This window comes from Phyllobacterium sp. 22229 (assembly GCF_052056495.1).
Classification (GTDB): Bacteria; Pseudomonadota; Alphaproteobacteria; order Rhizobiales; family Rhizobiaceae; genus Phyllobacterium; species Phyllobacterium myrsinacearum.
In genome coordinates this window covers 35,727-56,897 of sequence record NZ_JBQEPA010000005.1, presented here as the reverse complement: position 1 = coordinate 56,897, position 21,171 = coordinate 35,727, and the positions used below count along the sequence as shown (strand labels likewise).

Below are 21,171 nucleotides of genomic sequence, written 5' to 3'. Positions count from 1 at the left end.
GTGTTCGGGCCGTTCATTGCTCGCCCTTGCGCACCAGACGACCCTCTTCCGCCTTGTGGAAAAACTGCGAGCATACCAGCCAGCCTTTTAGCGGCCGCAGCAAGATAAGGCTCCCGAACAGCGTCAGGGGCAGCGTGGTGAACAGATGCACCCAGATGGAAACTTCGTAGGTCGTTTGCAGCCAGAGCGCGAACAGCATGGCCGGAACGGCCACGATGGTCATTGCAAAGAACGCCGGACCGTCGGCCGGATCGGCAAAGGCATAGTCGAGCCCGCAAACCTCGCAGGAGGGCGCAAGCTTCAGAAATCCGTGGAACAGCCGTCCTTGCTGACATTGCGGACAGCGGCCGAGAATACCAGTCTTCATCGGATTGTCGGTCGCGTGGTGGTGGCCTGTCTGTGACATGGCTGATGCCTTTCTAACAAAGCTTTATTGTATGGCATTATACAGATATGAACATACAATTAGCATACTATTATGAGTTAATATATGGATTGTATGTGTTTAAGCAAGCATGGCGCTTTGTCACACGGGAGATTTGTCCTTGCCTCAAGGGCAGATCGCGGGTAATTGTATGGCTTAAATCCATACAAAGAGCCCGTCATGACCACCTGGAACCCCCGTATCGCAGCCAGTTCCCGCTACAAGCATCAGGGGATTGTCGATGCGCTGGTCGCAGACATCGGGTCGGGCCTTCTCAAACCCGGCGATGCGCTGCCGCCGCAGCGCGCGATGGCAAAGCAGCTGGGAATCGACCTGACGACCGTCACACGGGCGATGACCGAAGCGCACCGTCTCGACCTTATTGAGGCGAAGGTTGGTTCAGGCACGATCATAAAGGGTGCACCGGCACAGTCGGTCCAGGGCATGGCGTCCCTTCTGACCGATCTGGACCTGACCATGATCATTCCTCCGCAGCCCCCGGAAGCCGATCTCCACAGCCACCTGATCCACGGCGTCAGCCATGTGCTCAATGGCGCTTCAAGCCATTTTCTCAGTTACCAGGAAAGCACGGGGACGGAAGCGGCGCGCGCCGCCGGGACCAAATGGCTGGCACCGCGTTTTGGCGAAGCCCCATCGGCCGACCGGCTTTTGGTGGCGGGAGGCGCCCAAAGTGCGCTCTTCGCCATTTGCAGCCTTCTGGCCGGGCGCGGCTCCATCTGCGCGGGAACCCTGACCTATCCCGGCCTGAAATCCGTCTGTGCGGCGCTTGATATTCCCCTGCACCCATTGGCCATGGACAGGAATGGCATCATTCCCGACGTGTTCGAAAGCTGCTGCAGAGCCCTGAAGCCGAAAGCCATCTACCTCTGCCCCTCCATCGACAATCCGACAACGGTGACAATGCCGCCCTCGCGCCGGCAGATAATCGTCAGCATCGCCCAGCGCAATGACGTGATGATCATCGAGGATGACCCCTATGCGGAACTTCTCGATGCGCCACTGCCGGCCATCGCTTCGATAGCACCCGACATCACCTGGCATATCGCCACGCTGTCGAAATGTGTCACGCCGGCGTTGCGTGTCGCCTATGTGGTCTGTCCTTCCGCGCTGGATGTGCTGAAACTCGCATCCAGCCTGCGCGCCAGCAATCCCACCGCTTCGCCGCTTCTGATGGCCATTGCCACCGCCTGGATCAATGACGGCAGCCTTTACCGGATCGCCGCAGCCATTCGCGAGGAAAGCAGCGCCCGGCAGGCGATCGCACGAAAAGTGCTGAAAGGCTGGCATTTTGCCGCTCATCCCGCCGGGCATCACCTGTGGCTCGACGTGCCGGTTCAATGGAGCGCGGCGGAATTCTCCGCTCTCGCCCGCCGTTCGGGCATTGGCATCGTCCCCGCTTCGGCTTTCAGCGCAGCCCCCAGCCATCCCGAGGCGGTAAGGCTGTCGCTGGGCGCCGCGCCAAACAGGGAAAGGCTTGAACAGGCACTCGTCCTGCTCGACCGGCTCCTGCACGAACCGCGCTTTGCAACCGGAATTCTTGTTTAGAGAAAACTGCCCTGCGCCGTGATCGGGTGAAACACCGGCTGCTCCGATGTCTGCGCCGCAACCCGATGTTCCAGATCGAGCAGGAAACGTTTGCGCGGCTGGCCGCCGCCATAGCCTGTCAACGATCCGTCCGCGCCGATGATCCGGTGGCAGGGAACCACAATGGCAATGCGGTTCTGGCCGTTCGCTCCCCCGACGGCCCGGCTCGAATTCGGCTTGCCAAGCGCCTGCGCCATGCCGCCATAGGTGCGCGTTTCGCCGTAGGGAATGGCGAGAAGCATTGACCAGATGGTGCGCTGAAACGGCGTCGCCGGCAGAAACAGCGGCGTCTCGAACCGTGTGCGCACGCCGTTGAAATAGGCCGTCATTTCCCTGTCGATCTGATCGAGATAGCGATGCCCGCCCGGTGTGATCGTATAGCGGTAGCGCTGCTCCAGCTCATTGAGTTCCGCGGGCAGAGCGGGCCGGTCGGCGAATTCCAGCAGCGATAACCCCTCATCATTCGCCATGGCGATCATGGGGCCGATGGGTGTCTGTATATGCCTGTAGTGCAGGGTCTTGGTCACGATGCTCTCCCGACTCACCCGGGGGATTCTATCCGCCTGCGGCCTGATCGCCACCCGATTCTTGCCGGGTGTCTTCCCCCGCAATACTGATCCTGGCTCCGGCCCGGCCAAGCGCCTGAAGAATATCGGCGGGCGGGGTTGCTTCCGTCACCAGCTCGTCGAAACCGGTGAAATCGCAGACCTGCACAAGACCATGCCGGCCAAACTTGGAGGCGTCGGTCACGACAACCGAACGTCCGCCGCGCGACAGGACCATGCGTGCGAACTCGGCCTCTTCCAGATTGTAGTCCATCAACCCATGCGCCGCGTCGATTGCACCGATGGAGATGATCGCATGCGCAACATTGAACCGGCTGACAAAGTCGATGGCAAACGCGCCGAACGCCGCGCCATTGTCGCTGCGCAATTCGCCGCCCGCCATGAACACCTTATTGCCGTTGACCGTCGCCAGCGTCCGGGCAATGTCGGATGAATTGGTCACGACGGTCAGATTGCGGCAGTGCAGAAGCTCACGCGCCAGAAAGCTGGTGGTCGTTCCCGTATCGAGCATGATCGAGTCTCCGCTGCGGATGGTGCCCGCCACATGCCGGGCAATTGCCCGTTTGGCGCTGGCGTTCTCCCGCATACGCCGCTCGAACGGTGCTTCCCCCAGATGCTGCGGCAAGCCCACGGCGCCGTGGGTGCGCACGATCACGCCTTCATCCGTCAGGGGCTTCACGTCGCGCCGGATTGTTTCGAGCGAGACACCCAGTCTTTGCGCGAGATCCGAAATCGAGATCGTGCCCTCATCCTGCAACACCCTGGCAATCTCGCCACGCCGTTTGGAACTCATCAAACACCTCTTTAATCCCGCAAACTCGTGTACATTCCAATGTTAATACCACATAAATTTTATAAAACAGTCATAAAAACCACAAAATCTCACAAATCTGGATTGACAACGCCTGACATGCGGATGAGATTTGCTGCAGTGAGCGCCCAATCCGGGCCCTTGTTTTCTGGATTGCCCCATGCCGCAGACCCAGACCAGTGAAGCGCGAATTGCTGCCTTGCCGCTTTGGCAGGGCAACATCCGGATATCGGCGCTCAAGGGTGGGATCAGCAACGAGAGTTATGTCGTCGAGGATGGCGCCCGCAAATATGTGGTGCGCTTCGGCAAGGATTATCCTTTCCACCATGTCTTCCGCGACCGCGAAGCGATGACGGCAAAGGCCGCCCATCGCGCCGGTTTCGCGCCGGAACTGTTCCACGCGGATGACGGCATCATGGTATCGGCGTTTCTCGGCGCGAAAACCTATGAGGCCCAGGACGTGCGCAGCAACATCGCCGGAGTTGCAGAGCTGATCCGGCGGTTTCATACGGCAATGCCTGAGCATATCACCGGCCCCGGCTTCATGTTCTGGGTGTTCCATGTGATCCGCGATTACGCCCGCACGCTCAAAAACGGCGCAAGCCGCATGGCCAGCCATCTGGACCGCTACCTCGCTTTGGCCGCGGAGATGGAAGCCGCGCAAAAGCCCTTGCCGATCATCTTCAGTCACAATGACCTTTTGCCCGCCAATATTCTGGATGATGGCAACCGTCTCTGGCTGATCGACTTCGAATATGCCGGATTTTCCACGGCCATGTTCGATCTCGCCGGCATCGCCTCCAATGCGGGCCTGAGCGACGATGAATCGGACGCGCTTCTCACCGCCTATTTCGGGACTGCACCGGATTACGGGCTGAAGCGCGCCCATGCCGCCATGCAATGTGCCTCGCTGCTGCGCGAGGCGATGTGGGCGATGGTATCGGAATTGTATCTCAACGCACCCGGCGTCGATTACGTCGCCTATACCCACGAAAATCTGGAGCGGCTGGATCAGGCGCTCGACCGGTTTCGAACCACCTATGGAAACAAATCATGACCCTGCCCAGTCACGCCCAGATCGTCGTCATCGGCGGCGGCATCATCGGCTGCTCCACCGCCTATCATCTCGCCAAGGATCACAAGGCCGATGTCGTTCTGCTCGAACAGGGGCAACTCACGTCAGGCTCCACCTGGCACGCGGCGGGCCTGGTCGGTCAGCTGCGCTCCTCCGCATCGATCACGCGCGTCCTGAAATATTCCGTCGATCTCTATAAGCGCCTCGACGCGGAGACCGGTCTGGCAACGGGTTGGAAAATGACGGGCTGCCTGCGCCTTGCCACCAATCCGGACCGGTGGACCGAGTTCCGCCGGCTGGCGACGACCGCTGGCAGCTTCGGCATGGAGATGCATCTGCTTTCACCGGCGGAGGTCAAGGCCATGTGGCCGCTGATGCGGGTTGACGATCTGGTGGGCGCAAGCTGGCTGCCGACAGACGGGCAGGCAAGCCCCTCCGACATCACCCAGTCGCTGGCGCGCGGCGCCCGCATGAACGGCGCCAAACTCATCGAAAACATCCGCGTGACCGGCTTCGAGATGGACGGCGAACGCATCGTCAAGGTCAAGACGGATCAGGGTGATATCGCCTGTGAAAAGGTGGTCAATTGTGCCGGGCAATGGGCACGGCAGGTCGGGGCGATGGCGGGGATCAATGTGCCTTTGCAGCCCGTCAAGCACCAGTACATCATCACGGAAAAGATCGATGGCCTGTCCTCCAATGCGCCGACAATCCGCGATCCGGACCGGCGCACCTATTTCAAGGAGGAGGTTGGCGGGCTGGTCATGGGCGGTTATGAACCCAATCCGCAGGGCTGGGTGACCGGCGACGTGCCGGAAGACTGGCAGTTTCGCCTGTTCGACGACGATTTCGATCACTTCGAGCAGCACATGCTGCAGGCCATCGAACGCATTCCGGCGCTCGAAACCGTTGGGGTCAAACAGATGATCAATGGGCCGGAAAGTTTCACCCCGGACGGCAATTTCATCCTTGGCCGGGCTCCGGAATGCTCCAACATGTTTGTCGGCGCAGGCTTCAACGCCTTCGGCATCGCCTCGGGCGGTGGTGCCGGTTGGGTATTGGCCCAGTGGGTTATCGATGGCGAAGCGCCGCTCGATCTGTGGACCGTCGACATCCGGCGCTTCTCCAATCTGCATCGCGACCGCGAATGGGTCCGTGACCGCACGCTGGAGGCCTATGGCAAGCACTACACCATCGGCTTCCCGCACGAGGAATATGCATCCGGGCGTCCAGCCATCGTCTCGCCGCTCTACAAGCGCCTGCAGGAGCATGGCGCGGTCTTTGGTTCAAAGCTCGGATGGGAGCGGCCCAACTGGTTTGCCCCTGCGGGAACAGAGCCCGCCGACGTCTATTCCATGGGCCGGCAGAACTGGTTTAATGAGGTCGGCAAAGAACATGCGCTGGTGCGTGAAAAGGTCGGCATTTTCGACCAGTCGTCCTTTGCCAAATATGAACTGACCGGCAAGGACGCACAAACCGCGCTCGACTATATCTGCGCAAACGATATCGCCAAGCCCGCCCGCCGCCTGACCTATACGCAACTTCTCAACACGCGCGGCGGCATTGAGTGTGATCTCACGGTGGCGCGGCTTGCTGAAGACAAGTTCTATATCGTCACCGGCACCGGCTTTCGCACCCATGACTTTGCCTGGATCAGGGAGCACATCGGTGAAGGGCTGGATGCGCGTCTCGCCGATATCACCGAGCATTTCGGCACGCTTTCCCTCATGGGGCCGAAGGCGCGCGACGTTCTCGCCCGTGTCACGGATACCGATGTCGGCAACAGCGCCTTTCCCTTTGGTCATGTCAGGGAAATCACCATTGCCGGGGCAACGGTTCGCGCCCTGCGTGTCACCTATGTCGGCGAACTCGGATGGGAACTGCACATCCCGATTGCCGCGACCGGCGCGGTTTTCGATGCCCTGATGCAGGCCGGTGCCGATTTCGGCATCAAGCCGGTCGGGTACCGGGCATTGGAATCCCTGCGGCTGGAAAAGGGCTATCGCGCCTGGGGTGCCGACATCACGCCCAATGACTCGCCTTTCGAGGCTGGGCTGGGCTGGGCCGTCAAACTGCGCAAGGACACGGAATTTCTCGGCCGGAAGGCGAGCGAGACCATTCAGGCCGCACTGCTCAAGAAGCGCTTTGTCGGATTTACGGTTGCCAGGGAAGACGTGGTTCTTCTCGGGCGCGAGACAATCCTGCGCAACGGCGAGACGGTGGGGTATCTGACCAGCGGCGGCTTTGGCTACACCGTCGGCAAGCCCATTGGCTTCGGCTATGTGCGCCATGCCGATGGCGTCACGGATGACTTTCTGACCGGGGGGACCTATGAGCTTGTCGTCGCCAATGAGCGCTTTCCCGCCGCGATCCATCTGGAACCGCTCTATGATCCGCACAACGCAAAAGTGAAGGCGTGAAGCGTCAGACGCACCGTCAGGCAAGCCCTCCGAAACAGCAGCAATTCAGCGCCCTGCGGCATAATTTCCAGGGGGTTGACTTTCCCTGTAGAGGGGACCAAATGGCAGCACGCAGCTGATATATTTTCAACCGCGTATCACCAAACCGGAGTCTATCTCTTATGCCCAGCGACGACAGTTACAGTCGATTGTTTGCGCCGTCATCGGCGATCGTGGCCTGATTCCAAGAGATCAGCTCGCCCCGATCAGCCATGACGGCGGATCGACGGAAAGGCGAGCTAAAATGAACGACCTTCGCTTGAACCAGGATGCGGCCAATGCTGATTTGGCAACGGCATCCAATGTGGCTGAACAGCTTGCGTCCATGCAGGCTGCTGATGCTGTCGAACTGCTCAATGAGCTCGATGTCGAGGATGCCGTCGGCATTCTGGCGGAAATGCCGCGGGACCACGCGGTTCTGATTCTGGATCAGCCGGAACTGCATTCGTCCGCCGAGATCATCGCCGAACTTCCCCCCGTCATTGCGCGGGAATTGCTCGACGCCATGTCCGCCGACCGCGTGACGGATATTTTCCAGCAATTCGATGATGAGACCCGCATTCGCCTGGCCGCCAGCCTCGGCCAGGAAACCAAGGCTGCGCTGCGCAAGCTGCTGCATTACCCGCCGCACACGGCCGGCAGCCTGATGACGACGGAATTCGTCAGCGTTCCCGCCAATTGGAGCGTTGCCGCAACGCTTCAGCACATTCGCGAGGTCGAGCGGTCGCGCGAAACCATCTATGCGATCTATGTGACCGATCCAAGGACCAAGGGGCTGTTGCGCGCCGTCGCCTTGCGCCGCCTGATCACCAGCGAACCGAATGATTCCATTATGAGCGTCGGCCGCGACGTGGCACCGGTTACGGTTGGCCCGCTCACCGATCAGGAAGACGTGGCCCGTCTGTTCCGCAAGCACGATCTGCTCGCCGTTCCCGTGGTGAATGACGACAATCACATCATCGGCATCGTGACCGTCGATGATGTGATCGACGCCATGACCCAGGAAATGACCGAAGATACCCTGAAATTCGGCGGTATGGAGGCGCTCAACAAGCCCTACATGCAGATCGGTTTCGTCCAGATGCTGCGCAAGCGCGCCGGCTGGCTCGGCGTGCTGTTTCTCAGCGAAATGCTGACGGCCAGTGCCATGCAGTATTTCGAGGGCGAACTGGAAAAGGCCGTGGTTCTCACCCTGTTCATCCCTTTGATCATGAGTTCGGGCGGCAATTCCGGCTCCCAGGCCACATCCCTGCTGATCCGGGCCCTGGCATTGCAGGAACTGCGCTTGAAAGACTGGTGGCGGGTGGCGCTGCGCGAACTGCCGACCGGCCTGGCGCTTGGATCATTCCTCGGCCTGATCGGTATTATCCGCATCACCACATGGCAGATGGCCGGCCTTTACAATTATGGTCCGCACTGGATGCTGATTGCAGCCACCGTCGGCGCCGCCCTGATCGGCATCGTGACCTTCGGTTCGCTTGTCGGCTCCATGCTGCCCTTTATCCTGCAGAAGATCGGGTTTGACCCTGCCAGTGCCTCCGCGCCCTTTGTCGCCACGCTGGTCGATGTGACCGGGCTGGTCATCTATTTCTCGATAGCGCTGGTCTTTCTTTCCGGCACCCTTCTTTGACTGAGCGCGCGGCAATTCCCCGGATTTGCCGCGCGCGGGACCACTCGAGAACCGTTACATCCGCATAGCTGTAATGCAGGCAACGGCCAGCCAAACGCGCATCCCCCCTTTCGCATTTGCGAAAAAACATGTAAGGAGCGCGCAAATGCAAAGCGGCGCCAGCATGTGTGCGTCCTCAATCCTCCAAAAGAGAAACTCATGAAACTGCGCAACATCGCGATCATCGCACACGTTGACCATGGCAAAACCACGCTTGTCGACGAACTTCTGAAACAGTCCGGCAATTTCCGTGACAACCAGCGCGTTGCCGAACGCATGATGGATTCGAACGACATTGAAAAGGAACGCGGGATCACCATTCTCGCCAAGGCCACTTCGGTTGTCTGGAAGGATGCGCGCATCAACATCGTCGATACACCCGGCCACGCCGATTTCGGCGGCGAAGTCGAGCGTATCCTCAGCATGGTCGACGGCGCGATCGTTCTCGTTGACGCCGCCGAAGGCCCAATGCCCCAGACCAAGTTCGTGGTCGGCAAGGCCCTCAAGGTTGGCCTGCGCCCGATCGTTGCGATCAACAAGATCGACCGTCCGGATGCGCGTTACGAGGAAGTCGTCAACGAGGTTTTTGATCTCTTTGCCGCCCTGGATGCCACCGACGAACAGCTCGACTTCCCGATCCTCTACGGTTCTGGCCGCAATGGCTGGATGGCACGCAACCCCGAAGGTCCGCAGGACCAGGGTCTGTCCGCCCTCTTCGATATGGTTCTTGAACATGTACCGGCACCGACCGTCGGCGAAGGCCCGTTCAAGATGATCGGCACTATTCTCGAAGCCGATCCTTTCCTTGGCCGCATCATCACCGGCCGCATCCATTCCGGCACGGTCAAGTCGAACCAGCAGGTCAAGGTTCTGCATGGCGACGGCACCCAGCTCGAAACCGGCCGTATCTCCAAGATCCTCGCATTCCGCGGTCTTGAGCGCCAGCCGATCGACGAAGCCCATGCGGGCGACATCGTGGCCATTGCCGGCCTGCAGAAGGGCACGGTCGCCGACACGTTCTGCGCGACGGAAGTCACCGAGCCTCTGCATGCACAGCCGATCGATCCGCCGACTGTGACCATGTCCTTCATCGTCAACGATTCTCCGCTGGCCGGCACCGAAGGCGACAAGGTCACCAGCCGCGTCATCCGCGACCGCCTCCTCAAGGAAGCCGAAGGCAATGTTGCGCTGAAGGTCGAGGAATCCGGCGACAAGGATTCGTTCTTCGTCTCGGGCCGCGGCGAATTGCAGCTCGCCGTTCTCATCGAGAACATGCGCCGCGAAGGTTTCGAGCTTGGCGTCTCGCGTCCGCGCGTCGTCATGCAGAAGGACGAGAACGGCAACATGCTCGAGCCCATCGAGGAAGTGCTGATCGACGTCGACGAGGAATATTCCGGCACGGTCGTGCAGAAGATGTCCGAGCGCAAGGCCGAAATGGTCGAGCTGCGGCCATCCGGCGGCAATCGCGTGCGCATGGTTTTCTACGCGCCGACCCGCGGTCTCATCGGCTATCAGTCGGAACTTCTGACCGACACGCGCGGCACGGCGATCATGAACCGCCTGTTCCGCGCCTACGAGCCCTTCAAGGGTGAAATCTCCGGCCGCAACAACGGCGTTCTGATCTCCAACGACCAGGGCGAGTCGGTTGCCTTCGCCATGTGGAACCTGGAAGATCGCGGCCCGATGGTCATTGAAGCCGGCGTCAAGGTCTATGCCGGCATGATCATCGGCATCCACTCGCGCGACAACGATCTGGAAGTGAACGTGCTCAAGGGCAAGAAGCTGACCAACATCCGGGCGGCCGGCAAGGATGAAGCCGTCAAGCTGACACCGCCGATCCGCATGACGCTGGAACGCGCCCTGTCGTGGATTCAGGATGACGAACTGGTGGAAGTCACGCCGAAGTCGATCCGTCTGCGCAAGCTGTACCTCGATCCAAACGAACGCAAGCGTTTTGAAAAGAGCAACAAGACCGCCGGCGCCGCATAAGGCGACGATGTGACGGCTTAACAATCGGAAAAAGCGGCGATTTTCGCCGCTTTTTCTTTTTGGTGCACGACACGAAAAATCGTTTTGAAAGCCAGTTGCGAAGTCCCGGTGACCGGGTCTATGGTTAAGAAACCATGAACACCCATGTGACCGAGATCAGACGCGCTGAACTGGCCGATGCGGGCGCAATTTCCGCCGTGCATCTGGCTGCCTGGCAAGGTGCCTATACGGGTATTATTCCGCACCGTTCGCTCAATACCATGCTGCATCGCCGCGGCGCGGACTGGTGGGCAAGAGCCATCCGCCGCTCCACTCAAATTCTCGTCGCCGACATTGGCGGCGTTGTCGCCGGCTATGCCACGCTCGGCCCCAACCGGGCGCGGCAGCTGCCGCAGAAGGGCGAAGTCTATGAACTTTACATCCGTCCTGAATATCAGGGACTGGGCCTGGGAACGCGGCTTCTGGGCGCTGCCCGCCGCAGCCTCATCGATCAGGGGCTGAAGGGCATGGTTGTCTGGGCGCTGGAAGACAATGATCTTGCGGTCAGCTTCTATGCCAGCGCAGGCGGCAGGGATGTGGCCGAAGGCGTTGAATGTTTCGAAGGCAAGACGTTGAAGAAAATCGCCTTTGTCTGGAACTGACTGCCTGACATGCTTTTTTCCACCTGCGCGGTGATGGGTTGTCCCATCATTTTGAAACGCAATATGTGTCGTTTTGCCTGCCATTGCATGGCCTTGCCGGCGCTTCTTCCGGTCGATTCGGCCTGCTCCCGCATTTTCGGGACGTAGATATGCGATGCAATTCTTGCGCCAGGCCATAAAAATCTTTACAGCACTCCCAAACCAACAAGGACTCTGAAAATATGCGCATTGATGCCATTTCGGTCGGCAATAATCCTCCTGAAGATGTCAACGTAATCATCGAGGTTCCAGTCGGCGGCCAGCCGATCAAATACGAACTCGACAAGGATTCCGGCGCCCTGTTTGTCGACCGGTTCCTGCATACCCCGATGACCTATCCAGGCAATTACGGTTTCGTGCCGCACACCCTGTCGGACGATGGTGATCCGATCGACGTGCTGATCTGCAACACCCGTGCCTTGATGCCCACCAGCGTGATCAATGTACGCCCCATTGGCGTATTGGTGATGGAAGACAACAAGGGCCAGGATGAAAAGATCATCGCTGTGCCGTCGCCGCACCTGACACTGCGTTACGAAAAGGTCCATAACTACACGGACCTGCCCGACATCACCCTGAAGCAGATCCAGCATTTCTTCGAACACTACAAGGATCTGGAACCCGGCAAGTGGGTGAAGATCGGCGACTGGGGCGATGAAGATGCAGCCCGCAAGCTGATCACTGAAGCCATCGAGCGTCACAACGCCAAGAAGGCCTGATTATTCGTCGGGCGATCCCAGCCGCGCAAGCTTCGATGCGAGCGCCTCAGGATCGCCCGAAATCTTCACCTGCTTCAGCCGTGATGTGGCGCCTGCGCCAATGGAAACATCCCGCGCTGCAATGCCAAGCCATTGCGCCAGCAGCTTCTCCAGCGCCGCATTGGCCTTTCCGTCTTCCGGGACTGCCCGCACACGCGCTTTCAGATGCGCCCTGCCATCAACCGTCGCTTCGACACCTTCCACCGCGTCTTTGGCTGACTTTGGCGTCAGCCGGACAAAGAGCGTGACGCCGTCGCGCTCTTTGCGAAAGAATACCCCGCGCAAAGCCAAGGCGCTGACTTAGAGCAGCGCTGGCGCAATCGTCGTTGCGAGAAACCGCTGAAGGAAGAAAATGATCAGGAGCAGGATGATCGGTGAAATATCGATGCCGCCCAGATCAGGAATGAACCTGCGTATGGGACGCAGCGCCGGTTCCGTCACACGATACAGAAACTCACCAATCGACGCGACAAAGTGATTGCTTGAATTGATCACGTTGAACGCATGGAGCCATGAGAAAATTGCGCTGGCAATGATGATGTAGGAATAGAGTGTCAGCGCCAGATTGATGGTTTCGAGAAGGGCGAGCATGGGTTTCTCCTGATAGTCACGCGACATGTAGCGATTGGCGCGCTTTCGGGCAAGGGGCAGCAGCTTCCCCCACGGCGAAACCAGATGCACCGCTCCATTCCAGCCGCTAAGTATTTCCGTGTCAAACAGCACAGCCCAGCCGCGGAACAACCGTATTCATCACTATACAATTGAACGTTATTGTTGAATTTGCCAAACAAGATTAACTTCTAGTTGTGAGTCGGGCAGTTCCGGCAAGCAATTATCTAGGGGGTTTTCATGCTCAATAAACTGTCAGCCGAATTTTTCGGTACATTCTGGCTCGTTCTTGGCGGGTGCGGCAGTGCCGTGCTGGCCGCCGCATTTCCGGGCACAGGCATCGGCTTTCTTGGTGTTGCGTTTGCGTTTGGTCTTACGGTTCTTACCATGGCCTATGCGGTCGGCGGTATTTCCGGCGGCCACTTCAATCCCGCCGTTTCGCTTGGCCTTGCCGTGGCGGGACGGTTCGATGTCAAGGATCTCATTCCCTACTGGATCGCGCAGGTTATCGGCGCTATCGCGGCGGCGGCCGTGCTTTATCTGATCGCTTCGGGTAAGGCGGATTTCGCCGGCGTCAAAGGCTTTGCTTCCAATGGTTATGCTGAACTTTCTCCAGGCGGCTTTGGACTGACCGCCGCCCTGGTTACGGAAGTGGTGCTGACCGCCTTCTTCATCATCATCATCCTTGGGGCAACATCATCTTCGGTTCCGGCAGGCTTTGCGCCCATCGCGATTGGTCTGGGGCTGACCTTGATCCATCTGGTATCGATTCCGGTGACGAATACATCCGTCAATCCGGCACGCTCCACGGGCGTGGCCCTGTTTGCCCAGACAGCGGCGCTCAGCCAGCTGTGGCTCTTCTGGGTGGCTCCCCTGGTCGGCGCCGTTGTCGGTGCGACCATCTGGAAGGTCCTTCTCGGCAAGGAGTGAGTTCCCGATCCTTTCACACTTGATTTTGGGCCGGTTGATCCGGCCCATTTTTTCGCCCTGCCGAAACGATATAATAATTCATATTTATTGATCCCCCTTTGACCGGATTTGTTCTAGAAGAGATCTCCAGATTCCGGAGCCTTTCATCGCAATGTCCCTCTCAGAAACGAACGCGGCGCATGATCGCTATGCCGCCTTCCGTCATTCCTCCTTCACCCGATACTGGCTGGCACGCTTCTTCGGCTCCTTCGCCATCCAGATCATCAGCGTGTCGGTTGGCTGGCAGATTTACGATCTGACGCGCGACCCCTTTGATCTTGGCCTTGTCGGCCTCGTCCAGTTCGCGCCCTCGCTTCTGCTGGTTCTCGTCACCGGTGCCGCCGCAGACCGGTTCGGCCGCCGCTTCATCATGGGGCTCGCACTGGGTGCGGAAGTGATCTGCGCGGCGTTGCTGTTGCTGCTGACCCTCACCCATACATTCACCCCGCTCACCGTCTTTGCCATTCTCGCCGGTTTCGGCGTGGGACGCGCCTTTCTTGGACCGGCTTCCGCCTCGCTGGTTGTCAATCTGGTTCCCACGGAAGTATTTTCGAATGCGGTGTCGTGGAACTCCTCCGCCTGGCAGATCGCCACGATCGTCGGCCCGGTTGCCGGCGGCCTGCTCTACGGCCTGTCGCCCGCCATCGCCTACAGCATCGCGACAATCCTGCTGGCTGCCGCCACGATCTGCATTTTCTCCATCCCCAAACCCGCCCAGCACACGCTCAGCGAGAAAAAATCACTGCAGACACTGCTGGCAGGCTTCCACTACATCTGGAAAGAAAAAGTCGTTCTCGGCGCGATTTCGCTCGATCTGTTTGCCGTCTTGCTCGGCGGCGCCGTGGCGCTCCTGCCGGTCTATGCCCGGGACATCCTGCAGCTTGGCCCCTGGGGACTTGGCATGTTGCGGGCAGCGCCCGGTATCGGCGCCATTCTGACCGCCCTCTGGCTGGCCGGTCATCCCATCCGCGACCATGCCGGCATGATCATGTTCCTGTTTGTCGCGCTGTTCGGCTTGCTTACCATCATGTTCGGCATATCCAACCTTGCATGGCTCTCCATCGCCCTGCTGGCCTTCATGGGCGCCGCCGACATGATCAGCGTCTACATCCGGGAAACGCTGCTGCAGCTCTGGACGCCAGACCACGTCCGCGGCCGCGTCAATGCGGTCAACATGGTCTTTGTCGGTGCGTCGAACGAACTGGGTGAATTCCGGGCCGGTATCATGGCATCGCTGATCGGCACCATCCCTGCCGTGGTCTTCGGCGGCGTCGGCACCATTGCCGTGGCAGGCCTGTGGGCTTACTGGTTTCCGCAATTGCGCAAAGCACGCAACCTGCAGGGCCGGACGTAGACGGCCTAAGCCGGAACCGGCGCGCCGAAGATCGTACCGAGGAAGCGCTGAAGCCAGGCTTTCAGCACCGCATCGTAAACCAGGCGGCCCTCCAGGTGCTCGCGCCCCGGCTGGGCATTGTTCATTGTGAAGCGTTCCGAACCGCGCACGACCCAGCGTTGCATCATGGCACGGGTCAATTCCGCGTGGAACTGCACACCCCAGGCATTCTCGCCATAGCGGAAGGCCTGGTTGTGGTAAGCCTTGGCGGTTGCCAGAAGGGTGGCGCTGCGCGGCAGGTCAAAGCCCTCGCGATGAAAATGATACACCATGGACGGCCAGTCCATGAGGGCCTTGCCGGCCTCGGTGGCTTCCAGTTCGTACCAGCCGATTTCCACCAGTCCTTCCGGATGCGGACCCACCGTGCCGCCAAGATGCTTGGCGAGCATCTGCGCACCAAGGCAAATGCCGAGAAACGGCTTGTTTTCCGCCAGCGGCACGGACAGCCAGTCGGTTTCCCGGTCAACGAATTCATCGGGATCATTGGCGCTCATGGGGCCACCAAAGATGACAGCGCCCGCATGATCCTCCAGCGTTTCGGGCAGGCCATCACCCAGCGGCGGACGGCGGATATCCAGATCAAAGCCGGACTGCAGCAGCAGCTGGCCGACACGGCCGGGGCTTGAACGTTCCTGATGCAGTACCGTAAGGATTTTCGGGCGCTTCACTTGCCTGTTCTCCATCCAGTCTGTCTGGAACATGCTTCTGATCCTATTCCTCTTGCACCGCCTGCTTGGCGCGAAGGGCTGCCTTCTGTTTCATCGTGACCCGGTCACGGGACGAGACTCCGATCAGTTCCGCAACCCGCCAGACAACATTTTCTTCCAGCTCATGCGCGGATCCGTCGGCAAAAACCACGTCCCACATCAGTTCAATGAAGTGAATGCGCGCCGCTTCGTCAAGATTGCGTTTGAGCACGCTGGTAAAGCTGTAGAGATCGACGGCTTCCTGATCCGCCTGCTCACTATCCTCCAGCAGGCGCTTCAACGCCTCGCCCTTGAGCCCGTAGGCTTCGGAAATCAGCTGCGACAGGCGCTTGCGCTCCACCTTGCGCCGCTCTCCGTCCGCATCCATGACATGAAACATCAGCGCGGCCGCCGCAAGGCGCGGATCGTTCCTCGAAAAATGGCCTTTCCCGCTTTCGCCCGACGGCAAAGCTTTGAAGAAGGTGACAAGGCGGTCCAGCATCAAAACAGATCTCTCAGCGTTGTTATCAATGACCCGAATCAACTGATAGCTTGGCTGACAGGGCCCTGTCATTGTGCATCTTGCCGCAAAGACCGCTATTGAAATTAATGTGTTAGGATCGACACACCAGGGCAGTTCCGGCCATCTGGACCGGAAAAGCTCTTCTAGAAGAGACGGAACTTCTTGTTGGGCCGGTCCTCCTCGTCATCCCGTTGCACGCCCGGGTCATCCGGCACCGGAATGACCAGTTTTTCTTCCTCGCGCTGCACCGCGGCAGGCGCCGTTTCCGCCAGGGATGGCAGGACGGACGCAATGCGTTCATGGGCATGCGGCTCTTCCGGTTTTGCCGCCACGGGCTTCACCGCAGGCTCCGCCGGTACGATTTCCGCATCCGCAATATCGCCATCCGCTTCAACAACCCGTGCCGCGGGCCTTTCCGCAGGCACCACCACGGACTTTGCCGGGATCAAGGGTTCTTCAGGTTCGCGCCGGGGTGCGAGCTGGACAGGTTTGGCGGCCAGCGCACTGTCAAAATCATCCCGCGCATCGATCATTGTTCCCAATTGCTCGACAGGAACCTTCCACTCGAACGCGTTCAGCTTGCCGGTGACCGGTGAAGCGGGCGCCCAGCGCTCCGAAACATAGCCGTCGGCGGTCCAGGCAGGGTCGCGGGGCGCCTTGACGGCCCGCGACAGCCACTGGCGCACGCGGCCCTGATCGCCCGTCTGCGCCTCCTCGATATCGGCCAGCAGCAGATAGGCGCTTTCGCGCGGGGCCGTGCGCAACACGGTCTCGGCAGCCTCGCGTGCTTCCTTCAATTCGCCGGCGGCCAGCGCCGCATGGGCAATGGCAAGGTTCGATTCCGCATGATGCGGATAGAGCGAAGCCAAGTTGCGGGCGCGCTTCAAGCGGTCGAACACCGAATCCCCCAGGCGCGCATGCACATAGGTTTCCGCCACTTCCGGATGCGGCTGTTTCTTCCACACATGCTCCAGGATTTTCGACCCCTTGCGCAGGTCACCCTGCTGGAACAGCACTTTGGCGGCGATGATGGCGGCCGGGATCAGATCCGGCGCAAGCTTGTTCGCCTCGATGGCAATGGGTTTCGATCCCGCCGGATCGCTTTCGAATGTATCGATCGCCTTGGCAGTCAGGAGAACGGCGCGTTCACGCTTTGCCGTATCCTTGTCGATCTGCTTGGTGGATTTCTGCTTCTCCAGCAGTTCCAGAGCGCCATCCCAATCGCCATGGGCTGTCTTTTGCCCGAGAGCCGCCGTGGCCGCCCATTCGACGTTGGGTGCCAGAAGCGCCGCCTGTTCGGCATATTGCAGCGACGCTTCCCGCGCACCAAGGCGTTGCGCTTCAAGATAAAGCCCGCGCAGGCCGAGCAGCTTCGTCTCCGGATCATCCAGCATCGCCTGGAATTTCGCCCGCGCATCATCCGAACGGCCTTCCAGCATGGCTGCCTGTGCGTCCAGAAGCTTGATCAGCGGCTCCTGGTCGACATTGAGCAGTTTTTCCGCCTGCTTGATCATGCGCCGGGCCGTCTGCCCGTCTCCTGCACCCGCTGCAATCAGACCGGTGGACAGGGACTGATAGCCGCGATCACGCTTGCGGGCGCGGAAATGGCGGCGCAGGGCATAGGGAGACCCAATGACGCTCTTGATGATCCACCAGACAAGCATGACAGCGGCCACAAGCGCCACGATGGCGGATGCGGCCACCATGAGGCTGACCTTGTGCTGCATCCCGGCGAGGGTGACGACGAGATCGCCCGGCCGGTCGGCCAGCCATGCAAAACCAAACCCGAGCACGAGAACGACGATGAGGAAGGACAGGACTTTGATCATGATCGTCTTTCCCTCACTGCGCCGCAGTCGGCGTCTTCATGCCGGTCAACGCGTTGGAGAGCGCCTTGGAAACGATATCGCCGGCCTTCTGCCGGGCGCGCATGGCATTGGCGAAATCGGCCGAGACAGCTTTGGCCGTTTCGGGCAGCCTGTCCCATTCGGCAATGGCGGCTGGCAAGTCGCCGCCGTTGAGATGCACCTCTATGCGCGCAGTGATAGCATCGACACCTTCGCCTTCGACGAGGCCCACCGGACGCGATTCGACAAGGCCGCTGGCGCTCGCCCACAGCCGGTCGACAATACCCGCATTCGGGTCAACCTTGCGCGTTGTCGCAATGATTTTCGTCGCCACGTCGCCGAACTGGCTCGCCAGCATGCTGACGGTCGGAACACCGGCCGAAGCGGCGGAGCGCAACCCCTCGGCATCGGCAGAGGCCGGCGCGACAGCAAGATATGTATCAAGCTCCGCCGCAAAAGGCCCGCCCCGGTCAATCGCCGACTTCAGGCCGGTGGCGGCGATGGCCAGCGCCATGGTGTTCTGTCCCGCATTGTCCTGCACTTTGGTCTCAAGCGCATCGAGTCGCGTCTGCAAAGCCGCTGACGCCTGCGCTTCCCCCGCAAGTGCACCGGCAGCCTGCTCCACTTTCTGCTGGCTGGCGGTCAATTGCGTCTCAAGCGATGCGATACGCGCATCGATAGCACTGGTATCAACAGCACCACCGGCGCTTGCAGCCTTTGTCTGGACGTCCGCCAGGGTTTGCTTCAGGGCTTTTACGTCAGCGGCAATGCCGGACACCTGACCCAGAGCCTGCTTGGCGTTTTCCACCGCGCCATTCAATGCCACTTGCGCGCCTTCATCAAGACTGGCCTTCGCCGGAGCGGCCGCACGCAATTCGGCAATCTGCTGCTCGACGGCGGAGAGGTCAGCCTTGGGCGATGGCAACACCCCGGCCCATTGCAGGGTCGCAGCGCCAAGCAGAGCGACCACACCGCCGATGAGACCGGACGTCAAACGCCCGAGCGGATCACCCGTCTTCGGCGGCACGACAGCAGATGCAGATGCTGCCTGTTTCGGCGCTTCGGCAGATGGCGACCGGCCAAACGACGGGCTTTGCTGCGATGTATTGTCTGTGTTGGGCTTCTCCGCATTGCCGGAAGCAGCAGCTTTGACCGGCTCGTCCCTCGGCGGCTGCGGCTTGGCGTCGGTCTTCGGGCTGAAGCCGACCGGCTCGGGCTGCGGCACATTCGTGCTCGCCGGTGCACTCTTCACAATGTCCGATGGCTCCAGTTCTATCGTCACAGGCTTCCGGGCTGATTTGGAATGACGGGGAACGGATGATTTGGCCATGGACACTCTCTTCGGAACAATTGGGCTTCAGAACAATTGGGCTGACTGAAACCCCAAGCTAACAGGGAAGTTCCACTTCGGAAACGTCATGCAGCGACGATTGCCGTTCATCCATCGCCCTGCAACCCCGCCAGGAGGTCGAACAACGCGTCTTCATCCGGGCGGCGGGCAATCCCAATAGATGGCGCGTTGAGGCCCTTGAGACCATCGGCAATACGCCGCGACAGGCATAAAAATAGTGTCTTATCAAAGAGTTCCGCCAATCTCGCCGCTTTGATCAGAGTGGACAGCACATCCGAACTCATCTGCGAATACAGCAAGCAGCAATCAATATTTCTTGACCCGAGGGTTTTGATCAAAAACTCAGTTGTATAACTGACTGAAACCGTATCATAGACGGCCAAAGAAGCGCACGGGAATCCCGCTTTCGCCACCGCGCGTTCAAAACCCGGCGACCGCACCCGGCCGGTCAGGTACAGAATGGAGGCACCTGAACACAATTCTTCGACAATGGTTTGCGCCAGCGATTCTCCATCGCCATCACCTGTCGTCACTGTCTCAAAGCCGCGGGCACGCGCCGCATCCGCGGTTGCTTCGCCTACGGTGAAGCAAGGTAGCTGGAGAAACGGCGCAAGCAGCGCATCGCTTGCATGGACCAGCGCATTGGCGCTCGTTGCAACAAGGGCATTGAACGCGCCGTCAGGCAATGCCGGGTTGAGGGGAACGATTTCCGTGAGCGGCAACTGCAGGGGCACATAGCCCTGGGCGCGCAGCCGGTCGGCGGTTCTGGTCGCAGCTGGCAGGGGCCGTGTGACCAGAACGGTTTTTTCCATCAGAGCCAATCCGTAAAGAAATGCGCCCCGGCCTTTGCCCTGACGCGTGCGGCGGCATCCTGCCCGATGGCCGCCGCATCCGCCACATCGCCTTCGCCGGTCACTTCGTGGGCTTCCGTCCCGTCCGGCAGCAGGATCATGCCGTGAAATTTCAGGGTGCTGCCGGAAATCGTCGCAAGACCGGCGATGGGCGTGCGGCACGAACCATCGAGCGTACCGAGGAAAGCGCGTTCACAGGCCAGCGCCGTCGACGTCGCGAAATGATTGAGCGGCGCGACCAGCGCATCGATTCGCGCGTCGCCGATTCGGGTTTCCAGTGTGATCGCGCCCTGTCCGGGTGCCGGTGGAAAGGTTGCCACATCCATCAGCGCAGTCGCCGCATCGCCAAGGCCAAGGCGGCGCAGACCGGCATAAGCCAGGAAAGTAGCGTCTACCTCACCATCGGCCAGCTTGCGCAGGCGCGTTTCCACATTGCCGCGAAAGTTCACAACTTTCAGATCCGGCCGCGATTTGAGAATCAGCGCCTGGCGCCGCAGCGAGGCAGACCCGACAACCGCGCCCAAAGGCAATTCCGCCAGCGTTCTCACAGTACGGCCGATGAAAGCATCGCGCGGATCTTCGCGTTCGAGGAAAACCGAGAGATGCAGGCCCTCGGGCAGGAAGGTCGGCATATCCTTGGAGGAGTGCACGGCCAGATCGATGCGGCCATCCGCCAGCTGTTCTTCGATCTCAAGGGTGAACAGCCCCTTGCCGCCAACCTCCGACAGCGGACGATCCTGAATCCGGTCGCCGCTGGTCGAAATCACCACGATCTCGATGTCCTCTTCGCGCAGGCCATGGGCTTTAACCAGCCGATCACGCGTCTCACGGGCTTGTACGAGTGCCAGCGCACTCCCACGTGTACCGATCTTGAGCGTTTTTGTTTGCATTAGTCGCAGTCCGTGT

Annotated in this window: 20 protein-coding genes; 9 read left to right on the top strand and 11 right to left on the bottom strand. The window is 60.0% G+C overall.

What is annotated here, in order from left to right; translation table 11 throughout:
• Positions 1-13 precede the first annotated feature (13 nt).
• Positions 14-406 (bottom strand): DUF983 domain-containing protein, encoded by a 393-nt coding sequence (locus ACTJJ7_RS07465; RefSeq protein WP_105734262.1) that lies wholly within the window; start codon positions 404-406, stop codon positions 14-16.
• Positions 407-604: 198 nt separating this feature from the next.
• Between ACTJJ7_RS07465 and ACTJJ7_RS07460 the strand changes: the two genes are divergently transcribed.
• Entirely contained in the window at positions 605-1,990 is a 1,386-nt protein-coding gene (locus ACTJJ7_RS07460) for an aminotransferase-like domain-containing protein (protein WP_130271206.1), read from the top strand.
• Here ACTJJ7_RS07460 and ACTJJ7_RS07455 read toward each other — a convergent pair.
• Together ACTJJ7_RS07455 and ACTJJ7_RS07450 are read right to left on the bottom strand one after the other, a co-directional pair.
• Positions 1,987-2,556 (bottom strand): methylated-DNA--[protein]-cysteine S-methyltransferase, encoded by a 570-nt coding sequence (locus ACTJJ7_RS07455; RefSeq protein WP_199537992.1) that lies wholly within the window; start codon positions 2,554-2,556, stop codon positions 1,987-1,989. The two genes, ACTJJ7_RS07460 and ACTJJ7_RS07455, sit on opposite strands and share 4 nt — an antisense overlap.
• Positions 2,557-2,584: 28 nt before the next feature.
• Positions 2,585-3,391 carry a DeoR/GlpR family DNA-binding transcription regulator gene (locus ACTJJ7_RS07450; protein ID WP_105734260.1) on the bottom strand — a complete coding sequence of 269 codons (807 nt, stop codon included), beginning with the start codon at positions 3,389-3,391 and terminating at the stop codon, positions 2,585-2,587.
• Between the two features lie 175 nt (positions 3,392-3,566).
• On the opposite strand from ACTJJ7_RS07450, the gene ACTJJ7_RS07445 reads away from it, so the two are divergent.
• The 6 genes from ACTJJ7_RS07445 (at position 3,567) to ppa (ending at position 11,997) form a co-directional block, all read left to right on the top strand.
• Entirely contained in the window at positions 3,567-4,463 is an 897-nt protein-coding gene (locus ACTJJ7_RS07445; RefSeq protein ID WP_440966352.1) for a phosphotransferase, read from the top strand.
• Positions 4,460-6,901 carry a GcvT family protein gene (locus ACTJJ7_RS07440; RefSeq protein ID WP_440966350.1) on the top strand — a complete coding sequence of 814 codons (2,442 nt, stop codon included), beginning with the start codon at positions 4,460-4,462 and terminating at the stop codon, positions 6,899-6,901. The genes ACTJJ7_RS07445 and ACTJJ7_RS07440 overlap by 4 nt, the downstream gene beginning before the upstream one ends.
• Positions 6,902-7,184: 283 nt before the next feature.
• Positions 7,185-8,570 (top strand): magnesium transporter, encoded by a 1,386-nt coding sequence (gene mgtE, locus ACTJJ7_RS07435; protein ID WP_440966349.1) that lies wholly within the window; start codon positions 7,185-7,187, stop codon positions 8,568-8,570.
• 198 nt (positions 8,571-8,768) lie between these two features.
• Complete coding sequence (gene typA, locus ACTJJ7_RS07430) at positions 8,769-10,598, top strand: translational GTPase TypA (protein WP_105734256.1); 1,830 nt, start codon at positions 8,769-8,771, stop codon at positions 10,596-10,598.
• Between the two features lie 134 nt (positions 10,599-10,732).
• A complete protein-coding gene (locus ACTJJ7_RS07425) occupies positions 10,733-11,239 on the top strand; it encodes a GNAT family N-acetyltransferase (RefSeq protein WP_105734255.1) in 507 nt (168 codons plus the stop codon).
• A 221-nt stretch (positions 11,240-11,460) separates the two neighbouring features.
• Positions 11,461-11,997, top strand: coding sequence for an inorganic diphosphatase (gene ppa, locus ACTJJ7_RS07420; RefSeq protein ID WP_105734254.1), 537 nt, complete (start codon positions 11,461-11,463; stop codon positions 11,995-11,997).
• On the opposite strand, the gene ACTJJ7_RS07415 is transcribed toward ppa, so the two are convergent.
• The gene (locus tag ACTJJ7_RS07415) at positions 11,998-12,321 is read right to left on the bottom strand and encodes a DUF167 family protein (RefSeq protein ID WP_440966573.1); all 324 of its coding nucleotides are present in this window, start codon (positions 12,319-12,321) and stop codon (positions 11,998-12,000) included.
• 15 nt (positions 12,322-12,336) lie between these two features.
• Positions 12,337-12,627, bottom strand: coding sequence for a YggT family protein (locus ACTJJ7_RS07410; RefSeq protein ID WP_105734618.1), 291 nt, complete (start codon positions 12,625-12,627; stop codon positions 12,337-12,339).
• Between the two features lie 258 nt (positions 12,628-12,885).
• On the opposite strand from ACTJJ7_RS07410, the gene aqpZ reads away from it, so the two are divergent.
• Entirely contained in the window at positions 12,886-13,575 is a 690-nt protein-coding gene (aqpZ, locus tag ACTJJ7_RS07405) for an aquaporin Z (RefSeq protein WP_105734253.1), read from the top strand.
• A 151-nt stretch (positions 13,576-13,726) separates the two neighbouring features.
• The gene (locus ACTJJ7_RS07400; protein ID WP_440966345.1) at positions 13,727-14,968 is read left to right on the top strand and encodes an MFS transporter; all 1,242 of its coding nucleotides are present in this window, start codon (positions 13,727-13,729) and stop codon (positions 14,966-14,968) included.
• A 5-nt stretch (positions 14,969-14,973) separates the two neighbouring features.
• Here ACTJJ7_RS07400 and ACTJJ7_RS07395 read toward each other — a convergent pair whose 3' ends face one another.
• The 6 genes from ACTJJ7_RS07395 to hemC form a co-directional block, all read right to left on the bottom strand.
• Positions 14,974-15,708 (bottom strand): glutamine amidotransferase, encoded by a 735-nt coding sequence (locus ACTJJ7_RS07395; protein WP_440966343.1) that lies wholly within the window; start codon positions 15,706-15,708, stop codon positions 14,974-14,976.
• A gap of 10 nt (positions 15,709-15,718) precedes the next feature.
• Positions 15,719-16,195, bottom strand: a complete 477-nt coding sequence (locus tag ACTJJ7_RS07390; protein WP_105734250.1) for a TerB family tellurite resistance protein — start codon at positions 16,193-16,195, stop codon at positions 15,719-15,721.
• A 164-nt stretch (positions 16,196-16,359) separates the two neighbouring features.
• Positions 16,360-18,045: a heme biosynthesis protein HemY gene (locus ACTJJ7_RS07385; protein ID WP_440966342.1), complete on the bottom strand. Its 1,686-nt coding sequence runs from the start codon at positions 18,043-18,045 to the stop codon at positions 16,360-16,362.
• Between the two features lie 13 nt (positions 18,046-18,058).
• A complete protein-coding gene (locus ACTJJ7_RS07380) occupies positions 18,059-19,393 on the bottom strand; it encodes a COG4223 family protein (RefSeq protein ID WP_440966340.1) in 1,335 nt (444 codons plus the stop codon).
• 107 nt (positions 19,394-19,500) lie between these two features.
• Entirely contained in the window at positions 19,501-20,226 is a 726-nt protein-coding gene (locus tag ACTJJ7_RS07375; protein WP_440966338.1) for a uroporphyrinogen-III synthase, read from the bottom strand.
• Positions 20,226-21,155, bottom strand: coding sequence for a hydroxymethylbilane synthase (hemC, locus tag ACTJJ7_RS07370; RefSeq protein WP_440966336.1), 930 nt, complete (start codon positions 21,153-21,155; stop codon positions 20,226-20,228). Before hemC ends, ACTJJ7_RS07375 begins: the two co-directional genes overlap by 1 nt.
• Positions 21,156-21,171: the final 16 nt, after the last annotated feature.

Coding starts and splice junctions, on each gene's coding strand:
- ACTJJ7_RS07465 (WP_105734262.1), bottom strand. CDS start 406: ATGTCACAGACAGGCCACCACCACGCGACCGACAATCCGATGAAGACT.
- ACTJJ7_RS07460 (WP_130271206.1), top strand. CDS start 605: ATGACCACCTGGAACCCCCGTATCGCAGCCAGTTCCCGCTACAAGCAT.
- ACTJJ7_RS07445 (WP_440966352.1), top strand. CDS start 3,567: ATGCCGCAGACCCAGACCAGTGAAGCGCGAATTGCTGCCTTGCCGCTT.
- ACTJJ7_RS07440 (WP_440966350.1), top strand. CDS start 4,460: ATGACCCTGCCCAGTCACGCCCAGATCGTCGTCATCGGCGGCGGCATC.
- mgtE (WP_440966349.1), top strand. CDS start 7,185: ATGAACGACCTTCGCTTGAACCAGGATGCGGCCAATGCTGATTTGGCA.
- typA (WP_105734256.1), top strand. CDS start 8,769: ATGAAACTGCGCAACATCGCGATCATCGCACACGTTGACCATGGCAAA.
- ACTJJ7_RS07425 (WP_105734255.1), top strand. CDS start 10,733: ATGAACACCCATGTGACCGAGATCAGACGCGCTGAACTGGCCGATGCG.
- ppa (WP_105734254.1), top strand. CDS start 11,461: ATGCGCATTGATGCCATTTCGGTCGGCAATAATCCTCCTGAAGATGTC.
- ACTJJ7_RS07410 (WP_105734618.1), bottom strand. CDS start 12,627: ATGCTCGCCCTTCTCGAAACCATCAATCTGGCGCTGACACTCTATTCC.
- aqpZ (WP_105734253.1), top strand. CDS start 12,886: ATGCTCAATAAACTGTCAGCCGAATTTTTCGGTACATTCTGGCTCGTT.
- ACTJJ7_RS07400 (WP_440966345.1), top strand. CDS start 13,727: ATGTCCCTCTCAGAAACGAACGCGGCGCATGATCGCTATGCCGCCTTC.
- ACTJJ7_RS07395 (WP_440966343.1), bottom strand. CDS start 15,708: ATGTTCCAGACAGACTGGATGGAGAACAGGCAAGTGAAGCGCCCGAAA.
- ACTJJ7_RS07390 (WP_105734250.1), bottom strand. CDS start 16,195: ATGCTGGACCGCCTTGTCACCTTCTTCAAAGCTTTGCCGTCGGGCGAA.
- ACTJJ7_RS07385 (WP_440966342.1), bottom strand. CDS start 18,045: ATGATCAAAGTCCTGTCCTTCCTCATCGTCGTTCTCGTGCTCGGGTTT.
- ACTJJ7_RS07380 (WP_440966340.1), bottom strand. CDS start 19,393: ATGGCCAAATCATCCGTTCCCCGTCATTCCAAATCAGCCCGGAAGCCT.
- ACTJJ7_RS07375 (WP_440966338.1), bottom strand. CDS start 20,226: ATGGAAAAAACCGTTCTGGTCACACGGCCCCTGCCAGCTGCGACCAGA.
- hemC (WP_440966336.1), bottom strand. CDS start 21,155: ATGCAAACAAAAACGCTCAAGATCGGTACACGTGGGAGTGCGCTGGCA.